The following is a 20452-nucleotide window of genomic DNA, read 5'->3' on the forward strand; positions in this document are numbered from 1 at the left end:
TTTAAAAGGGTTAAACGTCATGGATAAAATAAATTTTTAATAGGCTAAAATGCTCGTCATTGTTTGTCCATTTCTACATATAGTTGATGTAAGGAGGGAAATATGTGAAAAATAAATGGAGTGCTGCAATTCAGCTTGCAGCAGTTTATGTAGGCACGGTAGTTGGTGCTGGCTTTGCGACAGGGAGAGAAATAGTGGTGTTCTTTTCACAATATGGATTTATTGGCTTTTTAGGGATACTTTTAAGTGGGATTATTTTTGCCTATTTCGGAGCAAAATTAATGAGGATATCTGTCAAAATAAAGGCATCTTCCTATCAAGAATTTACCATTTACTTGTTTGGTAACATTGTTGGAAACATGATTAACTTTCTATTATTATTAATGCTTTTAGGTGTTTGCGCCGTGATGTTTTCAGGAGCGGGTGCTGTATTTGAAGAGCAGCTTGGGCTGAATAAAAGCACTGGTGTCATCTTTACTATTATTCTTTCCTTACTTGTTATGAGAGTTGGTACAAAGGGATTGTTTGCTGTAAACACTTTTGTTGTACCTATTATGATTACTTTTAGTTTTATTTTATTTCTACTTTCTATATCTTTGCCTGGGTTTTTTGGTGAGATATTTCAGATGGAGAATATTTCATGGAAAACGATCAGTTCTCCATTTTCGTATACTGCTTTAAATTTAGCTTTGGCCATTGCGGTTCTAGTACCTGCTGCCTCTGAAATCGGCGATGAAGAAGTGGCAAAATGGGGAGGGATATTAGGTGGAATCGCTTTAATGCTTATTTTAATATCTAGTCATTTTTCTCTTATTATGCTATCAGATGTTTACCGGTATTCCATTCCGATGGCTGTCATTATGAAAAATTTGGCTCCTCAGCTTTCATGGGTATATATATTAGTGATTTATGGAGAAATTTTCAGTTCTGTTATTGGGAATATCTATGGATTAGAGAGGCAGTTGCGCAGTTTTATTCCTTTACCAAGCATGGTTATAATTGGAGGAATTATTTTAATTTCTTATCTAATTAGTTACGTCCAATATGGTACGCTATTATCCTTTTTATATCCTATATTTGGATATATAAGTTTAGTTTTCTTACTATTCTTATGGAGAAAGCCCATACCAAAATGATGAATAGCAAGACAAGAAGTTCCCTATTGCTCAGGAAAAGATAGGGATACTTCTTGTCCAGTATATAATACTAATTAATTAAAGCTTGTAGAGGAGATGGAATACGTCCACCACGATTAATTAATTTATCAGAGCTATACGGATTGACACCCATAACAGGTGCTCGACCTAATAATCCGCCGAATTCAACGATTTCTCCTTCTTTTTTCCCTGGAACAGGAATAACGCGAACAGCTGTTGTTTTTTTATTAATCATCCCAATGGCTGCTTCATCGGCAATTATGGCAGATAAAGTAGCAGCTGTAACATCTCCAGTAAGAGCAATCATGTCAAGGCCAACAGAGCAGACACATGTCATTGCCTCTAATTTAGACAGGGTTAAGCTATTGTCTAAAATCCCTTTAATCATTCCATTGTCTTCGCTCACTGGAATAAAGGCTCCGCTTAATCCGCCCACATAGCTGCTTGCCATTGCACCACCTTTTTTTACTGCATCATTCATTAAGGCGAGGGCAGCAATAGTGCCATGAGTTCCAACTCGTTCTAAGCCGATTTCTTCTAATATCTCTGCAACACTATCGTTAATAGCGTTTGTTGGAGCAAGAGATAGGTCCATAATACCGAAAGGCACGTTTAATCGTTCCGCAACGACACGACCTATTAATTCACCAGCACGAGTAATTTTAAAGGTTGTTTTTTTGATGATATCTGATACTTCGCCTAAATCTGCTGCAGGATATTTTTTTAGTGCACTTAAAACGACTCCAGGACCACTAACCCCTACATTGATAACAACTTCTCCTTCACCAGCTCCATGGAAAGCACCTGCCATGAAGGGATTATCCTCCACAGGATTACAGAAGACAACGAGCTTAGCGCAAGCTAAACCATTTGTATCTTTCGTATTTTCTGCTGCTTTTTTGATAATTTCTCCCATTTGTTTGACAGCATCCATATTAATTCCTGTTCTTGTCGTAGCAACAGAGACAGAAGAACAAACACGTTCCGTAACAGAAAGTGCTTCTGGGAGAGCGTCTAATAATGTTTGATCCCCTTTAGAAATCCCTTTATGAACAAGAGCAGAATATCCACCAATGAAATCTACATTTAAATCTTTTGCTGCTTTGTCTAGGGTTTTGGCAAGCGTTACAGCCTGTTCTACTGTACTATTTCCAAGTATTTCGGCAATAGGGGTGATGGAAATCCGCTTATTAATAATAGGAATTCCATACTCCTTTTCTACCGCATTTGCTACTTCTGTTAATTTGCTTGCATAAGTTGTAATTTTTTTGTATACAGAATCATTTAATTTTTGGAAATCAGAATCAGCACAATCATAAAGACTGATTCCCATTGTCACAGTACGAATATCAAGATTCTCCATCTGTACCATGTTGATTGTTTCCATCATTTCATTTAATGCAATTTTCATTATTGGACCCTCTTTTCTTAAACGCGGTGCATAGATTGGAAGATTTCTTCTAATTGGATATTTATTTTTAAATGAAGTTGCTCGCTTAGTTCGTCAAACTGTTTTGTTAAGTTATCTAAGTTTTCTTTATCAGTGATATCTACGAGCATCATCATCGTAAAGAAATCCTGGAGAATGGTTTGACTTATATCTAGGATATTGATGTGATTATTAGAAAGGATTGTTGTAACCTTACTGATAATTCCGATTTGATCTTTTCCAATTACGCTGACAACTGCGCGACGTTGTTGAACCATCATTTCACCTCATAATTTCCTATTGTTTTACATCTTAAATAAAAGAGTAGGGAAGAATGTATGAAAAAAACAGATTGGAGACACCAATCTGTTTAAAAGGATAAGAAGAACCAGGACATGATAACTTTAAGTATGTATTGGTTGATCTTCTGTCCTTTTACCTGAGATTGTGAATCCTTCGGTGCCGTTTTTTACAGAACGGTCTCTCCAGAAGCTGCTCCTGTTATAGTTTGATCCATAACATTCATAGCATGCAATTATTTAAGAAATATAATGTGATGTTAACAGTTTTTTATCAAGTGGTCAACAGAATATTTGCAAACATAGTGTCATTTAGATGGGGGAGAATAAGTCTTAAAACGTTAAGAAAGAAATGGATACAAAACGAAATACTGTTCATGATAAAACGGAAAGGATGGAGGTGAGAAAAGTGTCAAAAGCGCAGAGCGAAAAAGAAAGAGAATGGACTGTACGTAAGCAGAAACAAAAGCCGCATGGAAAAGTAAAAACGAAAAAGGAATTAGCAGAAGAGTAGTCTCTTCTTTATAATATAGAAGTTAGGTGTAAAGCGCATACAAAAAAGAAGTCAATAAGTGGGGAAATTCCCAATCTGACTTCTTTTTTAGGTTTCTTGATTATTTTATGATACGATAATTTTTATGGTTAACAACAGTTCTTTGCTCTAGCTCTAAATCGCGATAATTACTCATATAAGTCAAATCAACAATAACTGAATTTTCATTTACTTTTTCTACAATGCCTTGCAAGCCTCTAAATTCAATAATATTTCCAACCTCAGCTATTTTCACGCACAATCTCTCCTTATCATTCCAAAATTTATATAAATTCTGAATATAGTTTTCACTACTTCGAACTTATTCGTAAACATATAAGTATATAAACTTACTAAATATATACTATGAAAATATGAATAAAATGTGTGTTACTAACTTTTTTGAAATAGGTTTAATGCTTGTTACTAAATAATTAATTCTCCTTCATTAATAGGGAAACGCTGGTTAATCGAAAAATTATGTATTTTGTGTGAAAAGAAAGTGGTATAAGGAACCATTTTCTCGAATAACCGATTATTCGACTATCCTTGATGATTAAAATGCATACACTTTTCTGATATTAGATGATATTATAACATAATTAGTAGAATTATACATAATAATATCAGAAATAGTTCCATAAAAAGGAATTATGCAGAATTCTTTACTTAAAGTCAAAAAGTAATTTAAAATATGGTCAAAAAAATAATGGAAAGGTTAATTGGTGAAATGGATGAATAAAGAAATAGTCGAAGAAATTTTAGATAAGTTAATGAAGAGAGAAATAGAAAGCTATCGAGTGAAAAAAGAAGATTTTCTTGCATTCCGATCAGAATTAGTAAAGAGGGAAGATTTCAAACATTTTAAAGGAATTGCCGAAATAGGAGGAGATGTTACATATAAATATATGGATGAACCGAGAAGTTAAACTGTTGAAATAAATCGTTTCTATAGTATACATAGTGCATACAAACAAACCTCGCTTTTTTATAAGCGGGGTTTGTCAATAGATGTAAACGAAAATCTATTACTTGTGCTATTGAGGTGTATCTTAGTTCTCTATTCGTGAAAGTTCCTTCAGTCCCCTGATGATCTGCTGCTTGGCTTCCGGAGTTCCTGTCCCTTCAAAGCCATATTCATATAGGTTCCCGATCTTTTTCTTCCACGATATATGACCAGGCATTACTATTTCCCTTCCATTTAGAGGGAACTGTAGTTGTAAAAGTAATCGTGTATCATCAGCTGGTAAGTCATATTCTGTTCGAAAACGTAACCCATTGGGGCTTATATTATTTATAGAAGCATGACCTTTACTAGAAAGAGTAGCTTCGTCAACTTTTACAGTAAATGTAGCATCTATAAAATCAGTTAATTGATATCGAAAAGATTCTTTCCGGTTGTATCTCATAATTCTCCTCACTTTAGTCCATGATCCAGTTAAAGCATTAATGTTTGTAGAAAAATGGCATTAATCTTGATAACGATTTAGTTTCCATTCTAAGTACATCTTAATAATGTTTACATAGAATTTACGTAACATGAAAGTTTTAATAATATTTAAGCTTGTTTAAGGAGATAATGCAATATATTTTTCAGTTTATATTGGTTTCTATGCAAATCCGTAACTGAATAAAAGTTTATAATATGGGGATTTTATAAAACAGGAATTAATCCCAAAATGGACTAATTCCCCTAAAATTCCCCATAAAGTTAACTATTTTTTGTCGTTTAGTAAATTTTGATTGTCTATATAACAAAGAAATGCTATTCTTTCATTTGAGATGTCTTTTTCAAAAACTTAAATTACCTGCCTATTTTGAACACTATCTTACATGTTCTCATCTTTTTAGAAGATGCTATAAATGGTTGTAAAGAAAGTTTGTGTGCATAGACAATTAATTTTTTTTTCGACAAAATACATAGCTTTCAGTTTACAATTGTAATATATAAATTATATATTATTTATGATAAACAATTGTTGGTTTATAATTAAGGTTGTTTAAGTTTGAAAAGTTTAGCTTATGTTAACATCTTATAACTTAATCGATAAAGGAGAATGATTTTATTATGGTAGAAAAACAATTTAAAGTTATTGCAGATACAGGAATTCATGCTAGACCGGCGACTCTTTTAGTACAAGCTGCTAGCAAGTTTGATTCAGATATTCAATTAGAATATAAAGAGAAAAAAGTGAATCTTAAATCGATTATGGGTGTTATGTCATTAGGTATTGCTCAAGGTGCTGATATTAAAATTATTGCTGAAGGTAACGACGAACAAGAAGCAATTAATGGATTACAAGAAACTTTAAATAAAGAAGGTTTGGCAGAATAATGAGTTTTTTACAAGGAATTGCTGCATCTAGTGGAATAGCCATTGCTAAAGCTTATCGCCTAGTTGAACCAGATCTTTCTTTTGAAAAGACTAGTGTGGAAAATGCAGAAAGTGAAATTTCTCGTTTTCAAGAAGCTTTAAATAAAGCGAAATCAGAATTAGAAGCTATTCGTGAAAAAGCTAATAAAGAGCTTGGTGCAGATAAAGCTGCTATTTTTGAAGCGCATTTATTAGTATTAAGTGATCCAGAATTAATTGCACCTATTGAAGACAAAATTAAAACAGATCTAGTGAACGCAGAATTTGCATTAAAAGAAACAACAGACATGTTTATTACGATGTTTGAATCAATGGATAACGAGTATATGCAAGAAAGAGCTGCAGATATTCGTGATGTAACAAAACGTGTAATGTCTCACCTTTTAGGCGTACATTTAGCAAATCCAAGTATGATTTCTGAAGAAGTAGTTGTAGTTGCAGAAGATTTAACACCATCTGATACTGCACAACTTAACCGTCAATTTGTTAAGGGATTCACAACAGATATTGGTGGAAGAACATCTCACTCAGCTATCATGGCTCGTTCTTTAGAAATTCCTGCTGTTGTAGGGACAAAAAAAGCAACAGAAGAAATTAATAATGGCGATTTAGTCATTGTTGATGGATTAAAAGGAGAAATCCATGTTAATCCAACACCTGAAGTAGTCGAAAGCTATAAAAAAGTTGCTGAGCAATATGAACAGCAAAAAGCAGAATGGGCTAAGTTAGTGAATGAACAAACAGTAAGCTCTGACGGTGTTCATGTTGAACTTGCAGCAAATATCGGTACACCTAATGATTTAGAAGGGGTAACGAATAACGGTGCAGAAGCTGTCGGTTTATATCGTACAGAATTCTTATACATGGGAAGAGATCAGCTTCCAACAGAAGATGAGCAATTTGAGTCTTATAAAGCTGTTCTTGAAGGCATGAAAGGGAAGCCAGTTGTTGTTCGTACATTAGATATTGGTGGAGATAAAGAATTACCTTATTTAGATCTGCCAAAAGAAATGAACCCATTCTTAGGTTTCCGTGCAATTCGTCTTTGCTTAGAGGAGAAAGATATTTTCCGTACGCAATTAAGAGCATTGCTGCGTGCAAGCTCATATGGAAATCTAAAAATCATGTTCCCAATGATTGCTACATTAAATGAATTCCGCGCAGCTAAAGCTCTTTTAGAAGAAGAAAAGGCTAATTTAGTGTCTGAAGGCGTTAAAGTTGCAGACAAAATCGAACTAGGAATCATGGTGGAAATTCCTTCTACAGCAGTGCTTGCAGATCAATTTGCGAAAGAAGTTGACTTCTTTAGCATTGGAACAAATGATTTAATCCAATATACAATGGCTGCAGACCGTATGAACGAACGCGTTTCATACCTTTACCAACCATACAATCCTTCTATTCTGCGTCTTGTTAAAATGGTTATTGATGCAGCACATAAAGAAGGTAAATGGGCAGGTATGTGTGGAGAGATGGCAGGAGATGAAACGGCTATTCCTTTATTATTAGGATTAGGCTTAGATGAATTCTCTATGAGTGCTACATCCATCTTAAAAGCAAGATCACAAATTCTAAATCTTTCTAAAGCAGAAATGGAAGAGTTAGCAGAAAAAGCATTACAAATGTCTACAACGGAAGAAGTTATGGAAGCAGTTAAAGCTGCTGCAAAACTTTCTTAAATAAACAGGTTTATCCTTAAAAATAGTGGGTATAAATAAAAATAGCATAAGCTCTTTTTACAAGTTAGCTTAACGCTATTCTCATTTTCCCCTTATTTGAACTGACTAGATGACTCTAGTCAGTTTTTTTTTGCCTATCTTTAACGTTTCATCCATACATGAAAAGGAAAGACGGAGGCAAAATACAAATATTCTATTGTTTTTTTAGACAGGTTTATAGAAATTAAATAATGGGAAGGGGTTTTAAATAGAAGTATGCCACTATACATATGAACAGAGAACAGTTTATTTGTTCCATTTCATCATTGTCAAAAAAGGAGTTAATAAGGCGGAACAATAAGGAGTTGAATAAAGTCACGTGGAATTTTATCAAAAGGATAAAGAAGCAGTATTAAAAAATTTACAGTCATCTGAACAAGGACTATCAACAGACAAAGTAAAAGAAATTTTGGAAAATGAGGGTTACAATGAGCTTCAAGATAAAGAAAAAGTACCAACTTGGAAGCTCTTTTTAGAAACATTTAAAGACCCAATGGTTATTGTCTTATTACTAGTAATTATTATCCAATTAATCATGGGTAAATTTGTAGAATCTCTTATTATCTTTTTAGTGTTATTGCTAAATTCTGTTATTAGTGTGATTCAAACAAAAAAGGCAGAAAGTTCTTTAGATGCTTTGCGTAATATGAGCGCACCGGAGGCAAAAGTAAGGCGAGATAATACCAATATCACCATTCCTGCACGGGAGTTAGTTCCAGGAGATATCGTCTTTCTAGAAGCTGGTGATTTTATCCCCGCAGATGGACGTATTTTAGAAAGTGGTTCTCTGAAAGTAAACGAAGGAATGTTAACAGGGGAATCAGAAGCTATTGAAAAACAAGAAAAAGTAATAGACGAGGAAGCAGCACTTGGCGACCGGATTAATATGGTATACAGTAGTTCACTAGTCGTTTATGGCCGAGGGATCTTTGTTGTAACCGGCACTGGGGAAAAAACGGAAATTGGTAAAATTGCTGATATGCTTAATAAAGCAGAGGAAAAGCAAACACCATTACAACAGAAGCTTGCAGAATTTAGTAAAAAATTAGGAGTAGGAATACTTCTCTTATCTATTCTTATTTTTGCTATTCAAGCATTAAGGATATGGTTAGGAGATGGAAATGTTGATGTTACAACTTCTATTCTTAATGCGTTACTATTTGCCGTAGCCGTAGCCGTAGCGGCTATTCCAGAAGCTTTATCATCTATTGTAACCATTGTCTTGTCGGTTGGAACCAATAAAATGGCAAAACAGAGTGCTATTATACGAAAATTGCCTGCAGTCGAGACGCTAGGTTCTACCAGTGTGATATGTACAGATAAAACTGGAACACTGACACAAAATAAAATGACTGTAACCGATTATTTTATACCGGAAGGAGAAAGAGAACATTTACCACCAGATCCTTCCCAATGGAATCATTCAGAAACTTTTTTACTAAATATAGCTGTATTATGTAATGATTCGTACATTAATAAAGAAAATAGAGAAGTGGGAGATCCCACAGAAGTAGCGCTTATTAACTTTTATAATGATGGTAAAAGAAATTATGAACAAATTCGCTCTAGATATCCGAGAGAAGCAGAATTACCGTTTGATTCGGATCGCAAACTAATGTCTACGATTCATACCATTGATAATAAACGTTTCATGCTTGTAAAAGGTGGCCCAGATGTTATGTTTAACCGGGCGACAAAAATATTAGTAAATGAAAGGGAAGAACCTTTTACAAATGAATGGTTAAAGAAACTGCAGGAGGCTAATGAGGATTTTTCCAATCAAGCTTTAAGAGTTCTTGCATATGGATATAAGCATGTACCTAATGATAAGACAATTATAACGGAAGAAGATGAATCGGAACTCATCCTTGTTGGTTTAACGGCGATGATGGATCCACCACGTGAAGCTGTTTATGGATCGATTGAGCAAACAAAAGATGCGGGGATTCGAACAGTAATGATTACAGGAGATCATAAAACTACCGCACAAGCCATTGGTCGTAAAATCGGCTTGATGGAGGATAATGATATTGCTTTAACGGGGCAAGAATTAGATGCATTATCAGAAGAAGAACTGAATCAAAAATTAGAACAAATTTCTGTCTATGCACGTGTTTCTCCAGAAAATAAAATTCGCATTGTGCGAGCTTGGCAAAAGAAAAATCGAATTGTTGCTATGACAGGTGATGGTGTTAATGATGCGCCAGCATTAAAACAGGCAGACATCGGTATTGCAATGGGAAGCGGGACAGATGTTGCCAAAGATTCAGCTGACATGATTCTTACGGATGATAACTTTGTTTCGATTGTAAATGCTGTAGGAGTAGGAAGAACTGTTTTTGACAATATCAAAAAATCAATTGGCTATTTGTTTGCAGGGAACTTCGGCGCTATTATAGCGATCTTGTTTGCAGTGATTGCAGGATGGGCAAATCCCTTTACAGCATTACAATTATTATTTATAAACTTAGTAAATGACTCCTTACCAGCCATTGCTCTTGGAATGGAGAAATCAGAGCCTGGTGTAATGAAGCGAAAACCTCGAGACGTCAAAGAAGGAATTTTTGCAGGTGGGACGCTTCGGGCGGTTGTTGTAAGAGGGGTATTAATTGGGATTGCGGTAATTATCTCTCATTATATTGGTTTACAGCATTCAGATGAATTAGGAGTAGCGATGGCTTTTACCACGTTAATCCTTTCTCGTTCCTTGCAAACCTTTGCTGCGCGTTCTAGCACCCAAACAATCATTGGAGTCGGATTATTTTCTAATAAATATGTATTAGGAGCAGTAGGTATTTGTTTCTTACTTTATTTAGTTACTATCCTGCCTTTTGCTAGAGAAGTGTTCGCCATTCCTGATTCCTTTGGCTTAAATGAATGGTTAATTGCAGCTGGATTGGCCATCGGAGCAGTAATAGCAATGGAAATACTGAAAATGCTTCTTGTGCGGGTATTACGTAATAAGTAAAAGAAAAAACTACCTAGTATTATCCAATTGGTTTAGAAAGATTGGGATATTGGGTAGTTTTTTTCTATTAGCAGTTTTCAATCTTATATAGAAGAATTATACATGCTTTCATGATACTATTAGAAAAAGAAAGTTATTTGCCAAAAAAGGGAGAGGATCGGATGTTGGCGAAAGAAACAACTATAATTGGTTTTATTGGTACTGGTGTAATGGGAAAAAGTATGGCAAGCCATTTATTGCATGCAGGATATCCTGTTATGGTGTATAACCGTACGAAAGCAAAGGCAGACGAACTAGTAGCTGCTGGAGCAGAATGGGCAGACAGTCCCTATGAAATTGCTTTAAAAGCAAATGTCATTATTACAATTATTGGTTATCCGAAAGATGTAGAGGAAATATATTTAGGAGAACTAGGATTAATTAACAATGCCAAAGAAAATACATATTTAATCGATATGACCACCTCCACTCCTAGTCTTGCTAAGAAAATATATGAAGAGGCGAAAAAGAAAAATATATATGCAGTAGATGCCCCTGTAAGTGGTGGAGATGTAGGGGCAAGAGAAGGAAAGTTATCCATTATGGTAGGTGGGGAAGAAGCGGTTTTCCAACAGCTTCTGCCTCTATTCGAGATACTGGGCACTAATATTGTCTATCAAGGGTCTGCAGGTTCTGGTCAACATACGAAAATGTGTAATCAAATTGCCATTGCTTCTACAATGATTGGTGTAAGTGAAGCTATCGTTTATGCGCAAAAAGCGGGACTAGATCCTGAAAAAGTATTGCAGAGTATCTCAAGCGGAGCCGCGGGGAGCTTTTCCTTAAGTAATTTAGCACCTAGAATGATAAAAGGGGATTTTGAACCAGGATTTTATATCAAGCATTTTATAAAAGATATGAGAATTGCCCTTAAAGAAGCAGAGGAAATGCAAATGGAAACACCAGGATTATCTCTTGCGGAAACATTGTACAGCCGCTTGTCAGCAAAAGGAGAAGATGAGAGCGGAACACAAGCTTTATATAAATATTGGGATTGAAAAAACAGCTTCTAATCGGTGAAAGCCAAGATTAGAAGCTGTTTTTTATTTTGCTAGATGTAGTTTTATATATTCCTCTAATCGATTACAAGCCTCTTCCAATGTTTCCATAGAATAGGCAAAGGAAATTCGAAAATATCCTTCCCCTAATTCAGAAAAAGCACTTCCAGGAACAACCGCTAGATTTACTTTATCGACTAGATCAAGGCAAAAATCAAAAGAATTCAATTTAGTTGTTGGAACTTTTATGAAGAAGTAAAACGCCCCATCTGGCATGACTACATCCAATCCGATAGAGGACAAGCGATCATACACATATTTTCTTCTTCTTTGATAATCTTCTCTCATAGGTGCTGCATCATTAATACCAACAGTTAAAGCTTCTAATGCCGCTTTTTGCGAGATTGAAGAGGCACAAGTTACATTATATTGATGGACTTTAAGGATTTGTTGACAAAGATAGGAAGGAGCAAATAATAGACCAACTCTCCATCCAGTCATGCTATGTGATTTAGAAAGACCATTAATCACAATAGTTTGTTCGCGTAGATATTGAGCAATGGATACATGCTCTTGATCATATAATAATTCACTGTATATTTCATCGGCTAAAATAAAGATATCTTTTCCTTTAATTAGGGCTGCAATCTCCTTGATTTCTTCTTTTGTTAGGCTGACACCTGTTGGATTTGATGGATAGGGTAAGACGATACATCTTGTTCTTTCCGTGATATATTTTTTTATGACCTCAGCTGTAAAGCGGAAAGACGTATGACGAATATCAGCATGCACAGGAATCGCACCACATAAACGAATAATTGGTTCGTATCCAGGATATACAGGTCCTGGCAGGATGACCTCCACTCCATCGTCGAGAATCGTTCGAAATGTAACATCAATAGCTTCGCTAGCTCCCACGGTAACAATCACTTCTTTGGAAGGATCATAAGAAAGATTATATTTTGTATTTACAAATTGAGATGCCGCTTCCCGTAACGCAAGGTCTCCAGCATTATGTGTATAGGAAGTATAGTTTTCATCAATGGAGGTTTTTGCTGCCTCTTTAATATGTAGTGGAGTAGGAAAATCGGGCTGGCCAATGGTTAAAGAAACCATTCCTTTTTTTCCAGCGACCATATTAGCGAACTTTCTGATACCAGAAATCTCAATATTTTTAACTTTTTTATTGATTAAATGTTCCATAACAAGTCTCCTATCGTAACGTATTCTATTATGATATCAAAAGCGATGATTGTTTTAAATACATAAACAAATAAAAAGAGCAGGGTATAGAAGAATCTATCCCTGCTCCAAGCTTGCTCTAATATATATTTAATTAGTAACCATAATCCCAATCAACGTCTTCCTCCATTAATAAAAGTTGTTCATGGTTTGATTGATTCAGATGATTTTCTAAAGGCTGTTTCCGATTGTCCATTTTATCTGTTTTTTTCCATATCTCTAAATCGATATTTTCTAGAAAAGTTACCGTTAAGTCATCGTGAAAAAGAATTGCAGTACCCTTCATTGTGTACTCGTCCTCTCTTTAATTAGTTAAATAATTTACGGTTTTCTTCCTTCACAACTTACACTATTAGCGTATTCTAATAACATAAAATCGTCTAGGTTTTTGTTTGATATTTCACAAATTAGAAAAAAACAAATAAACATTTTATGAACTTTTTAAGCAAAGAAGCAGGATGGTTTTTCTAATGTTTATTAATTGTAATTCAACCAGTACCAGTCATTTCATAAAAAAGGTTGTTTAGAAAATAAATACCATTTATCATATTAGAAGGAGGGGAAAATAAATGGTAACAACTATACAAATAGAAGAAAAGGAAAATCATCCTCAATATGCAGGATTTTGGATTCGTTTTGGAGCATGGGCAATCGATAGTATCATTTTAGGTATTCCTTTATTATTTTTTTCTAATATCATTTTTGCTTTATTTATCAGTTCAATGGAAATACCTAATGAATTATTGTTGGATCCAGCAAGTATAAATGCATTATCTGATTCTGAAATTTTATCTCTATTAGGCTCCATAATGACCGCTTTTTTTGGAACGATGGCAGTATGTATGTTTATTAGTCTTTTTTATTATTCACTGTTTCATGCTTCTAAATGGCAAGCGACAATTGGAAAGAAATTATTAGGTTTAAAGGTAGAGGATTTGAAAGGAAATAAGCTTTCTTTCTGGAGAAGTTTAGGAAGATACATAGTATCAAGTCTCCTTTCAGGAATTTTATTAATTGGCTTTATTTTGGCAGCGTTCACGGAGAAAAAACAAGCGTTACATGATTTAATTGTAGGTTCCATTGTTGTAAGAAAATAATTCATAAACTCTGTGGGCTTATCTATAATGTGAGTGAGACGACAAACATTATGGATAAGCCAAATGGTTCTTAAGGGAAACAAACAGGAGTATGTTATTTTATCGCTACATACCCGCTATTTGAGAGGAGAGCTTGATAGATGGAACCGATAACCAATAAAACAGAAATGAAAAAAAGAGGGTTGGCATTATATTTTACTTTGCCCATAATATCATGGGCCCTTTATGATGCGGCTAATACTATTTTTTCGTCTAATATTAATACAATCTTTTTCCCCTTGTATTTACAAGATATGGTTGGTTCGAATGAAGTAACCAAACAGATTGCTTCGACTTTTATTACATATGCGAATGCATTAGCAAGCTTTCTGTTAGTTATCTTTACACCATTATTTGGCGTAATGATGGATCGAACTGGAAAAAAGAAAAAATATATTGTTATTTTAACATTATTAACTGTATTTGGAACCATTGCTATGGGGTTTTTCTCTTTTATCCCGTCTACACAACAAATATTTGGAATTCCGATATCCTTAGCACTTGTTATCCTCTTTTTTGTTTTATCTAAATTTACTTATCATTCTAGCTTAGTGTTCTATGATACGATGATTTCTGATTTAGGAACAAAGGAACAGATTCCATTAATCTCTGGATTTGGTGTAGCCATCGGTTATATTGGAACACTGATTGGATTAACTGTTTATCTCTTTATAGATGAAGGGGCATATAATCAATCCTTTATTCCAACTGGTATTCTTTTTTTACTTTTATCCTTGCCATTATTTTTTTTCATTAAAGATACACCAAAAGAAAATATCCAAAAACAATCTGTTCTTTCTGGATATCGAGAAATAATAGAAACTTTTAAACAAATGAAAAGTTATCGGAAAATTTTCACCTTTATGCTTGCTTACTTTTTTCTAAATGATGCATTAGCCACTACTATTGCGACGATGTCTGCATATGCCAATGCGGTTATTGGATTAGATACTGGTAAATTTATTGTTCTTTATCTTGTGTCAACCATTGCAAGTATTATTGGTTCCTTTGTTTTTGGATATATAACGAAAAGTGTTGGTGCATACAGAGCTGTTCGTTATGTGGGGATACTGTTAGTTATTGCGATTATTATTGCAACGCTTGCTAAAAATGAAGGGTTATTCTGGGTAGCTGGCAGTTTATTTGGAGTGGCGCTTGGAAGTATGTGGGTAACAACAAGAACCTATATCGTTGAAATTACCCCAGAAGAGAAAAGAGGACAATTTTTTGGTTTATTTGCTTTTTCTGGAAAAGTATCATCTATTATCGGTCCTTTAATATATGGGACAATTACATTGGTTTTTGCTGAGTACGGTAATATTGCAAGTAGATTTGCGCTAAGTTCTTTAATCATTCTAACTATTATCGGATTAGTGATTCATGCACGTATAAAGGAAGACTGATGGAAAAAAGATTTCTTCCTTCCAAATAGAAGAGGAAAACGAAGCTGTTTATGAATGCTAACAAAAGCAAATATTCCGTGAGAAGGTGGAATATTTTCATATTGTTCTTTCATGAATAGCTTTTTATTAGCCTTTTTTGCAAAAAAATGGATACTAAAAATACTATAGGTTGTAGAATAACTTTTCTTCACCTCAAAATTTAGGAAATTTAAAGAGCCTTACTTTAAGAGTAGATAAAAAGTCCGATATAAAAGATAGGTATAAATAATTTGATGTAGTCTGGCTAAATAAGTGAATTTTTAGGCGAGCGAAAGGACAAACAGAAATGAAAAATGATAAAGGGATACTTTTAGAAACGGGAACAAATGAATTAGAAATTGTAGAATTCAGCGTAGGAAAGAACCATTTTGGAATCAATGTGATTAAGGTTAAAGAAATCATTAATCCAGTGCCAATCACGCCAATCCCACACGCACACCCATATATAGAGGGGATTATGGAGTTAAGGGGAGAAGTATTAACTGTTGTTAATCTTGCAAATGTACTTGGTTATCCTCCTTCTGATACTCCTGAAAAGGACAAATATATTGTTTCTGAATTTAATAAAACAAAAATAATTTTCCATGTTCATAATGTAACACAAATTCATCGAATATCATGGGAAAACATTGAAAAACCATCTGAAACGTACTATGGAACGGACAGCCAGATTATCGGAGTAGTAAAATTAAAGGGAGAAATGATTTTATTATTAGATTTTGAAAAAATCGTTGTTGATATTAATCCGGAGTCGGGAATCAATGTTCAACAAGTAAAAAAATTAGGTGATAGAAAAAGAAGTGACAAGAAATTAATTGTTGTGGAAGATTCTGCCCTGTTAAGAAAATTATTAGAAGATACTTTAAATGCTGCTGGATTTCAGGAGATCACCTTTTTCGAAAATGGGCGTGAAGCTTTAGCCTATTTAACAAAAACTATAGAGGATGGTCATTCGGTTGAAGAAGTGGCTCAATTAATGATTACCGATATAGAAATGCCGCAAATGGATGGACATCATTTAACAAAAGTAGTAAAGGACAATCCTAACTTAGCAACATTGCCAATTGTTATATTTTCTTCGTTAATCACAGATGATTTAAGACATAAAGGTCAAGTAGTAGGAGCAAATGCTCAAGTAAGTAAACCTGAGATTAATGAATTAATTCATATTATCGATAACATCATATTATAAATGCTGATGAATTAGCAGTCTGCATGGGAGTTGCCTTTTTGCTTAAGAGAAGGGAAGCGAATCCAGCTTCCTTTGTCTTTAAGAACTACTTTGAGAGACTGGCACATGGGTGTCCCAACCAATTATACGGAGAGGTTAATAAAGATTTCGTATAATTGGTTGGGTTTTTATTCTTTTTAGGAAAGAAGGCTTGTGGTAAATACCACAGACTTAAATACACTTCACTTTTCATGGGCTATACCTGTATTATTTCCTGGAGCCTCTTTACAAATAAATTCTTTTCACTATTTTATATTCAAATCAAGCATTATATTATGCATTATTATTTTGCATAATATCTTTATGTATTTTCTCAAATAGTTCTACTGGTAGGGAGTATTTAGTTGTTTTAAAGTTTTGCCAATTAGTAATGATTTCTACCATATTACCCTTTTTCTCAACTTCTAGAAGGGCATTTTCGCCAATATCCCTTACAGATATGAGCCTGTCTCCGTTTTTTTTCTCCGTCTGTTTATATTCATAATTAATACCAAATTTACGCATAATACCTCTCCTTTAAAATAGTTTTATAGTATTACCTTATCATAAGTTATATGTGTGGAGACTAAACAAACATTAAGATAGCCGTAAATAAAATATTATTATTCGGGTTACGGTTTACGTAACAATATTTTTTGAAACACCCTTTTTATACCGTAAAACAGCCACCCCATCATTCCAACTTATGTATGGGGTGGCTGTTTCTTAGGTGAAATGTATCCTAGCTGCATTATAGTATTAATTGCTCTCTTTTAGTTGATATAATCGAGGGGATTACCGTTTTCATTCAAGGTACATTAAAAATTAATAGCTTTCACCAAGTTTTTTAAAAACAGGCTTTTGGTATTTCTTTTTGCGGATTGAATGATTAGGTGGCGTATCTTCTTTTAATCCAGTATAAGTGGATAAAAGCTTTTTAGACTGTGTTAAGGAAAGAGTAGATTTGGGATTTCGAATACTTTGATTGAGAGATCCTAAATGTGGCAATTCCTCAAAATCCTTTTTAGTCGGAGGCAAATGAAATGTATAGTTTTCACACGCAATCAATAAATCTGATTGTTGTTGACTATATTTTGGATTATTTGAGAAGTGTAGACCGATTTTCTTTGCTTTTCCTTCTGCTAATAGTTTATGTAAACTGTCATGCTTTAATTTATATAAAAACTTTGGGTTTGGAGCAGTTTTTGCATGACGGTTTACAACTGAGATTGCTTGAAGAAGATTTACAACAGTAGGTTGTATTGGCGGCGGATATTGTTGCTGCTTATTCAATTGTTTTAACTCTCCCTTCTATTGTTTAGTACAAGTTATTATACTATTTTTTGCGAAAGAAGGAAATAAAAAAGAAATATCTTGTCTATCAAGTGTGCTCCTGAAGCAAGGTTAAGATAAATTTTATTTTAAGAATAGACATAATTTTTTATCTATTTGAGTACAGAAATGGATTCACATGCCGATAATAGTAGTAAAAGAAAAGTTGATAGGTTGTGTACATTTTTTTAGAACAAATTATTATATTGCTGCATGTAAGGAATGAGATGGATGGACAAATATAATGAGAATAGCACAAGTAAGAAAATAATCGCTCAATCCAAATCAAATATAGAGAATATTATTTTTGAAATTATTTTTATGTATATTAAAGATATGGTCTTTATCATGAAAGTAGAGAAAGGGGAAATTTTTCGCTATATTTTTGTAAATGAAGCTGCATTCTTGTTCGCTAAATTACCAATCAACTTTATAGGGAAAAAAATCCAAGATGTTAATTCTGCGTACATATCTGCTAGATTACAAAAGGAATATTCTACAGTGTGTAAGAGGAAGGAAAATCATAGTTATACAGATCAAATCAAGCTTAATGATGGAGAGCTTATCTATGCAGAATCTGTTTTAACGCCTATAAAGGATGATAAAGATGAGGTGAAATACATTGTTTCTATAACGAGAGATATTACAGAATCCATCAAGGAAAAACTTTTATTATATGAAAGTGAACAACGATATCGTTCATTAGTAGAGAATAATTTAGATGCTGTTCTCACAGTCAATTTAGATGGCGTTATACAGGAGGTGAATCCTGCTGGGTTGAAATTAATTGGTTTTAGTGACGAAGCTAAAACGATTTTTTCGCTTTATGATCTAATAGATGAGGAGAATACACTTTTTTATGGTAGTTTTAAAAAGTGTAAACTGACAAAAACATCACAATCAGTTGATTGTAAATTAATAAGTAAAAATGGAAACGAATTATCTGTTCATTCGAAATTCGTACCTATTATAGTGAATCATACCATTAAGGGGATTTATGTCATCTTAAGAGATATTTCAGAAAAGAAGAAGACAGCAGAAAAGATTCAGTTTATGTCTTTTCATGATCAGCTGACAGGACTTTATAATAGACGGGCTCTAATGGAGGCTATAAACCTTGAAATAAAAAGAGCGGAAACAGACCAAGCTGCTTTCGCTTTAATGACCATTGATTTAGACAGATTTAAATATATTAATGATACATTTGGTCATATTGTTGGCGATCAAATTCTTGTAAAAGTCGCGGAACGCTTATTAGAGTTTAATAATTACAAATGCCATGTGTATCGTCAAGGAGGAGATGAATTTAATATTCTTCTTTCGCAAACGAATAGACAAGAAGTAGCAAGTATTGCTCAACAAATACTTTCAACCTTTGCTAATTCTTTCTATCTAGATTCTCAGGAATATTATATAAGTCCCAGTATAGGAATTAGTATGTATCCACAGGATGGAGAAGATATTGAAATATTGATTAAAAATGCTGATGAGGCACTTTTTCGAGTAAAAGAAAGAGGCAAAGCACACTATCAATTTTATCGTTCCGATATGACAACAGCTTTAACTAATATAGTATCAGTTGAAACAAAATTGCGAAAAGCTGTTCAAAGGAATGAACTGAAATTGTATTTTCAGCCGCAAATTGATTTGAACAATTATACTTTCAATAGCTTTGAAGCGCTATTACGGTGGGAGAGTCCCTCCTTAGGCTTGGTTGCTCCCAATGACTTTATACCCCTTGCGGAGGATACGGGTCTCATAATATCGATTGGCAATTGGGTTATTGAAACGGCGTGTGAGCAGATAAAAATTTGGAAGTCACTTTACAATCTAGATGTCAGAATCGCTGTGAATATTTCTCCCAAGCAATTTCAACAACCTAATTTTGTAGAAGTGATTCGCGAGGCTATCAAAAAATATAACATTCAGCCATTCCTCTTAGAAGTGGAAATTACAGAAGGGGTTATGGAGAATATTAAAGAAGCAGTTCCTATTTTGCGGAATTTAAAGGAGTTGGGTGTTATTATTTCTGTTGATGATTTTGGAACCGGCTATTCTTCTCTTAGCTATATAAAGCAATTTCCCATCGATGTGTTAAAAATTGACCAGTCTTTTATTAAAGATGCTGTGACAAACGCAAAGGATGCTGCCATTACAACCACTATTATTCACTTAGGTCAAAACTTAGGAATGGAAGTAATTGCAGAAGGTGTCGAAAATAAAGATCAGGAAGATTTTTTAAAGAAGGCAAATTGTCAGAAAGCACAAGGTTATTATTATTCAAAGCCATTGACTTGTGAAGACGCAGAACAATTTCTTAGGCAGTTTTAAACATGATTGATGAGCGGAGAACATAAACTTTTAGGAGGGAAGGATGGTTGGCAAATTTGCCATTATAATTTAAGTGTATAGTTAAGACTGGATTTTTATTAGGAATAATAGGGAGGAGAGTAAGCCAGCCTGAATACACGATCCTTAGCGCGTCAAGAAGACTCATACCGGTGTTTGCCCGCATACAAAGTAAAGTGTATTCAAGCTGCTTGCTTATTACTTGCAGCAAATAACAAAGGGAATCA

The 20452-nt window shown here is 34.1% G+C and carries 19 protein-coding genes and 1 riboswitch; of the genes, 11 read left to right on the plus strand and 8 right to left on the minus strand.

Annotation, left to right across the window (positions count from 1 at the left end):
- Positions 1-104 precede the first annotated feature (104 nt).
- On the plus strand, positions 105-1136 hold the full coding sequence (locus C2I06_RS02550) for a YkvI family membrane protein (protein WP_095329021.1): 1032 nt from the start codon (positions 105-107) through the stop codon (positions 1134-1136).
- Between the two features lie 70 nt (positions 1137-1206).
- Here the strand turns inward: C2I06_RS02550 and C2I06_RS02555 are convergent, their stop codons facing one another.
- A complete protein-coding gene (locus C2I06_RS02555) occupies positions 1207-2568 on the minus strand; it encodes a PFL family protein (RefSeq protein ID WP_123257395.1) in 1362 nt (453 codons plus the stop codon).
- Positions 2569-2585: 17 nt separating this feature from the next.
- Positions 2586-2864, minus strand: a complete 279-nt coding sequence (locus tag C2I06_RS02560; protein WP_031534154.1) for an ACT domain-containing protein — start codon at positions 2862-2864, stop codon at positions 2586-2588.
- A 139-nt stretch (positions 2865-3003) separates the two neighbouring features.
- Positions 3004-3085, minus strand: a riboswitch (glycine riboswitch).
- Between the two features lie 209 nt (positions 3086-3294).
- Between C2I06_RS02560 and C2I06_RS25415 the strand changes: the two genes are divergently transcribed.
- A complete protein-coding gene (locus tag C2I06_RS25415; protein ID WP_235850216.1) occupies positions 3295-3399 on the plus strand; it encodes a DUF6254 family protein in 105 nt (34 codons plus the stop codon).
- Positions 3400-3499: 100 nt separating this feature from the next.
- Here the strand turns inward: C2I06_RS25415 and C2I06_RS02565 are convergent, their stop codons facing one another.
- Positions 3500-3673 (minus strand): YkvS family protein, encoded by a 174-nt coding sequence (locus C2I06_RS02565; protein WP_095329023.1) that lies wholly within the window; start codon positions 3671-3673, stop codon positions 3500-3502.
- A gap of 478 nt (positions 3674-4151) precedes the next feature.
- Here C2I06_RS02565 and C2I06_RS02570 point away from each other — a divergent pair, with 478 nt between their 5' ends.
- On the plus strand, positions 4152-4346 hold the full coding sequence (locus tag C2I06_RS02570; RefSeq protein WP_095329024.1) for a hypothetical protein: 195 nt from the start codon (positions 4152-4154) through the stop codon (positions 4344-4346).
- A 123-nt stretch (positions 4347-4469) separates the two neighbouring features.
- On the opposite strand, the gene C2I06_RS02575 is transcribed toward C2I06_RS02570, so the two are convergent.
- Complete coding sequence (locus C2I06_RS02575; protein ID WP_123257396.1) at positions 4470-4826, minus strand: PilZ domain-containing protein; 357 nt, start codon at positions 4824-4826, stop codon at positions 4470-4472.
- A gap of 659 nt (positions 4827-5485) precedes the next feature.
- On the opposite strand from C2I06_RS02575, the gene C2I06_RS02580 reads away from it, so the two are divergent.
- The 4 genes from C2I06_RS02580 to C2I06_RS02595 all read left to right on the plus strand — a co-directional run bounded on the left by C2I06_RS02580 (position 5486) and on the right by C2I06_RS02595 (position 11514).
- A complete protein-coding gene (locus C2I06_RS02580; protein WP_016200927.1) occupies positions 5486-5752 on the plus strand; it encodes a phosphocarrier protein HPr in 267 nt (88 codons plus the stop codon).
- The gene (ptsP, locus tag C2I06_RS02585) at positions 5752-7470 is read left to right on the plus strand and encodes a phosphoenolpyruvate--protein phosphotransferase (protein ID WP_095329026.1); all 1719 of its coding nucleotides are present in this window, start codon (positions 5752-5754) and stop codon (positions 7468-7470) included. The genes C2I06_RS02580 and ptsP overlap by 1 nt, the downstream gene beginning before the upstream one ends.
- A 358-nt stretch (positions 7471-7828) precedes the next feature.
- Positions 7829-10477, plus strand: coding sequence for a cation-translocating P-type ATPase (locus C2I06_RS02590; protein WP_123257397.1), 2649 nt, complete (start codon positions 7829-7831; stop codon positions 10475-10477).
- A 161-nt stretch (positions 10478-10638) separates the two neighbouring features.
- The gene (locus C2I06_RS02595; RefSeq protein WP_095329050.1) at positions 10639-11514 is read left to right on the plus strand and encodes an NAD(P)-dependent oxidoreductase; all 876 of its coding nucleotides are present in this window, start codon (positions 10639-10641) and stop codon (positions 11512-11514) included.
- 45 nt (positions 11515-11559) lie between these two features.
- Here C2I06_RS02595 and C2I06_RS02600 read toward each other — a convergent pair whose 3' ends face one another.
- Entirely contained in the window at positions 11560-12717 is a 1158-nt protein-coding gene (locus C2I06_RS02600) for an aminotransferase A (RefSeq protein WP_123257398.1), read from the minus strand.
- Positions 12718-12850: 133 nt separating this feature from the next.
- Positions 12851-13042, minus strand: coding sequence for a hypothetical protein (locus C2I06_RS02605; protein ID WP_095329029.1), 192 nt, complete (start codon positions 13040-13042; stop codon positions 12851-12853).
- Between the two features lie 283 nt (positions 13043-13325).
- Here C2I06_RS02605 and C2I06_RS02610 point away from each other — a divergent pair, with 283 nt between their 5' ends.
- From C2I06_RS02610 to C2I06_RS02620, 3 genes are all read left to right on the plus strand, one after another.
- On the plus strand, positions 13326-13853 hold the full coding sequence (locus C2I06_RS02610) for an RDD family protein (protein ID WP_095329030.1): 528 nt from the start codon (positions 13326-13328) through the stop codon (positions 13851-13853).
- Between the two features lie 140 nt (positions 13854-13993).
- Positions 13994-15295, plus strand: coding sequence for an MFS transporter (locus tag C2I06_RS02615; RefSeq protein ID WP_095329031.1), 1302 nt, complete (start codon positions 13994-13996; stop codon positions 15293-15295).
- A 325-nt stretch (positions 15296-15620) separates the two neighbouring features.
- Positions 15621-16526 (plus strand): chemotaxis protein, encoded by a 906-nt coding sequence (locus tag C2I06_RS02620; protein WP_095329032.1) that lies wholly within the window; start codon positions 15621-15623, stop codon positions 16524-16526.
- A gap of 312 nt (positions 16527-16838) precedes the next feature.
- Here the strand turns inward: C2I06_RS02620 and C2I06_RS02625 are convergent, their stop codons facing one another.
- Together C2I06_RS02625 and C2I06_RS02630 are read right to left on the minus strand one after the other, a co-directional pair.
- Complete coding sequence (locus C2I06_RS02625; RefSeq protein ID WP_217279723.1) at positions 16839-17069, minus strand: hypothetical protein; 231 nt, start codon at positions 17067-17069, stop codon at positions 16839-16841.
- A 300-nt stretch (positions 17070-17369) separates the two neighbouring features.
- Complete coding sequence (locus tag C2I06_RS02630; protein ID WP_095329033.1) at positions 17370-17837, minus strand: YkyB family protein; 468 nt, start codon at positions 17835-17837, stop codon at positions 17370-17372.
- A 270-nt stretch (positions 17838-18107) separates the two neighbouring features.
- Here C2I06_RS02630 and C2I06_RS02635 point away from each other — a divergent pair, with 270 nt between their 5' ends.
- On the plus strand, positions 18108-20207 hold the full coding sequence (locus C2I06_RS02635) for a sensor domain-containing protein (RefSeq protein WP_172859387.1): 2100 nt from the start codon (positions 18108-18110) through the stop codon (positions 20205-20207).
- Positions 20208-20452 lie beyond the last annotated feature (245 nt).

Origin of the sequence: Niallia circulans (genome assembly GCF_003726095.1) — a bacterium.
GTDB classification, from domain to species: Bacteria; Bacillota; Bacilli; order Bacillales; family Cytobacillaceae; genus Niallia; species Niallia circulans_A.

Coding starts and splice junctions, on each gene's coding strand:
- C2I06_RS02555 (WP_123257395.1), bottom strand. CDS start 2,568: ATGAAAATTGCATTAAATGAAATGATGGAAACAATCAACATGGTACAG.
- C2I06_RS02560 (WP_031534154.1), bottom strand. CDS start 2,864: ATGGTTCAACAACGTCGCGCAGTTGTCAGCGTAATTGGAAAAGATCAA.
- C2I06_RS02570 (WP_095329024.1), top strand. CDS start 4,152: ATGAATAAAGAAATAGTCGAAGAAATTTTAGATAAGTTAATGAAGAGA.
- C2I06_RS02575 (WP_123257396.1), bottom strand. CDS start 4,826: ATGAGATACAACCGGAAAGAATCTTTTCGATATCAATTAACTGATTTT.
- C2I06_RS02580 (WP_016200927.1), top strand. CDS start 5,486: ATGGTAGAAAAACAATTTAAAGTTATTGCAGATACAGGAATTCATGCT.
- ptsP (WP_095329026.1), top strand. CDS start 5,752: ATGAGTTTTTTACAAGGAATTGCTGCATCTAGTGGAATAGCCATTGCT.
- C2I06_RS02595 (WP_095329050.1), top strand. CDS start 10,639: ATGTTGGCGAAAGAAACAACTATAATTGGTTTTATTGGTACTGGTGTA.
- C2I06_RS02600 (WP_123257398.1), bottom strand. CDS start 12,717: ATGGAACATTTAATCAATAAAAAAGTTAAAAATATTGAGATTTCTGGT.
- C2I06_RS02605 (WP_095329029.1), bottom strand. CDS start 13,042: ATGAAGGGTACTGCAATTCTTTTTCACGATGACTTAACGGTAACTTTT.
- C2I06_RS02610 (WP_095329030.1), top strand. CDS start 13,326: ATGGTAACAACTATACAAATAGAAGAAAAGGAAAATCATCCTCAATAT.
- C2I06_RS02615 (WP_095329031.1), top strand. CDS start 13,994: ATGGAACCGATAACCAATAAAACAGAAATGAAAAAAAGAGGGTTGGCA.
- C2I06_RS02620 (WP_095329032.1), top strand. CDS start 15,621: ATGAAAAATGATAAAGGGATACTTTTAGAAACGGGAACAAATGAATTA.
- C2I06_RS02625 (WP_217279723.1), bottom strand. CDS start 17,069: ATGCGTAAATTTGGTATTAATTATGAATATAAACAGACGGAGAAAAAA.
- C2I06_RS02635 (WP_172859387.1), top strand. CDS start 18,108: ATGGACAAATATAATGAGAATAGCACAAGTAAGAAAATAATCGCTCAA.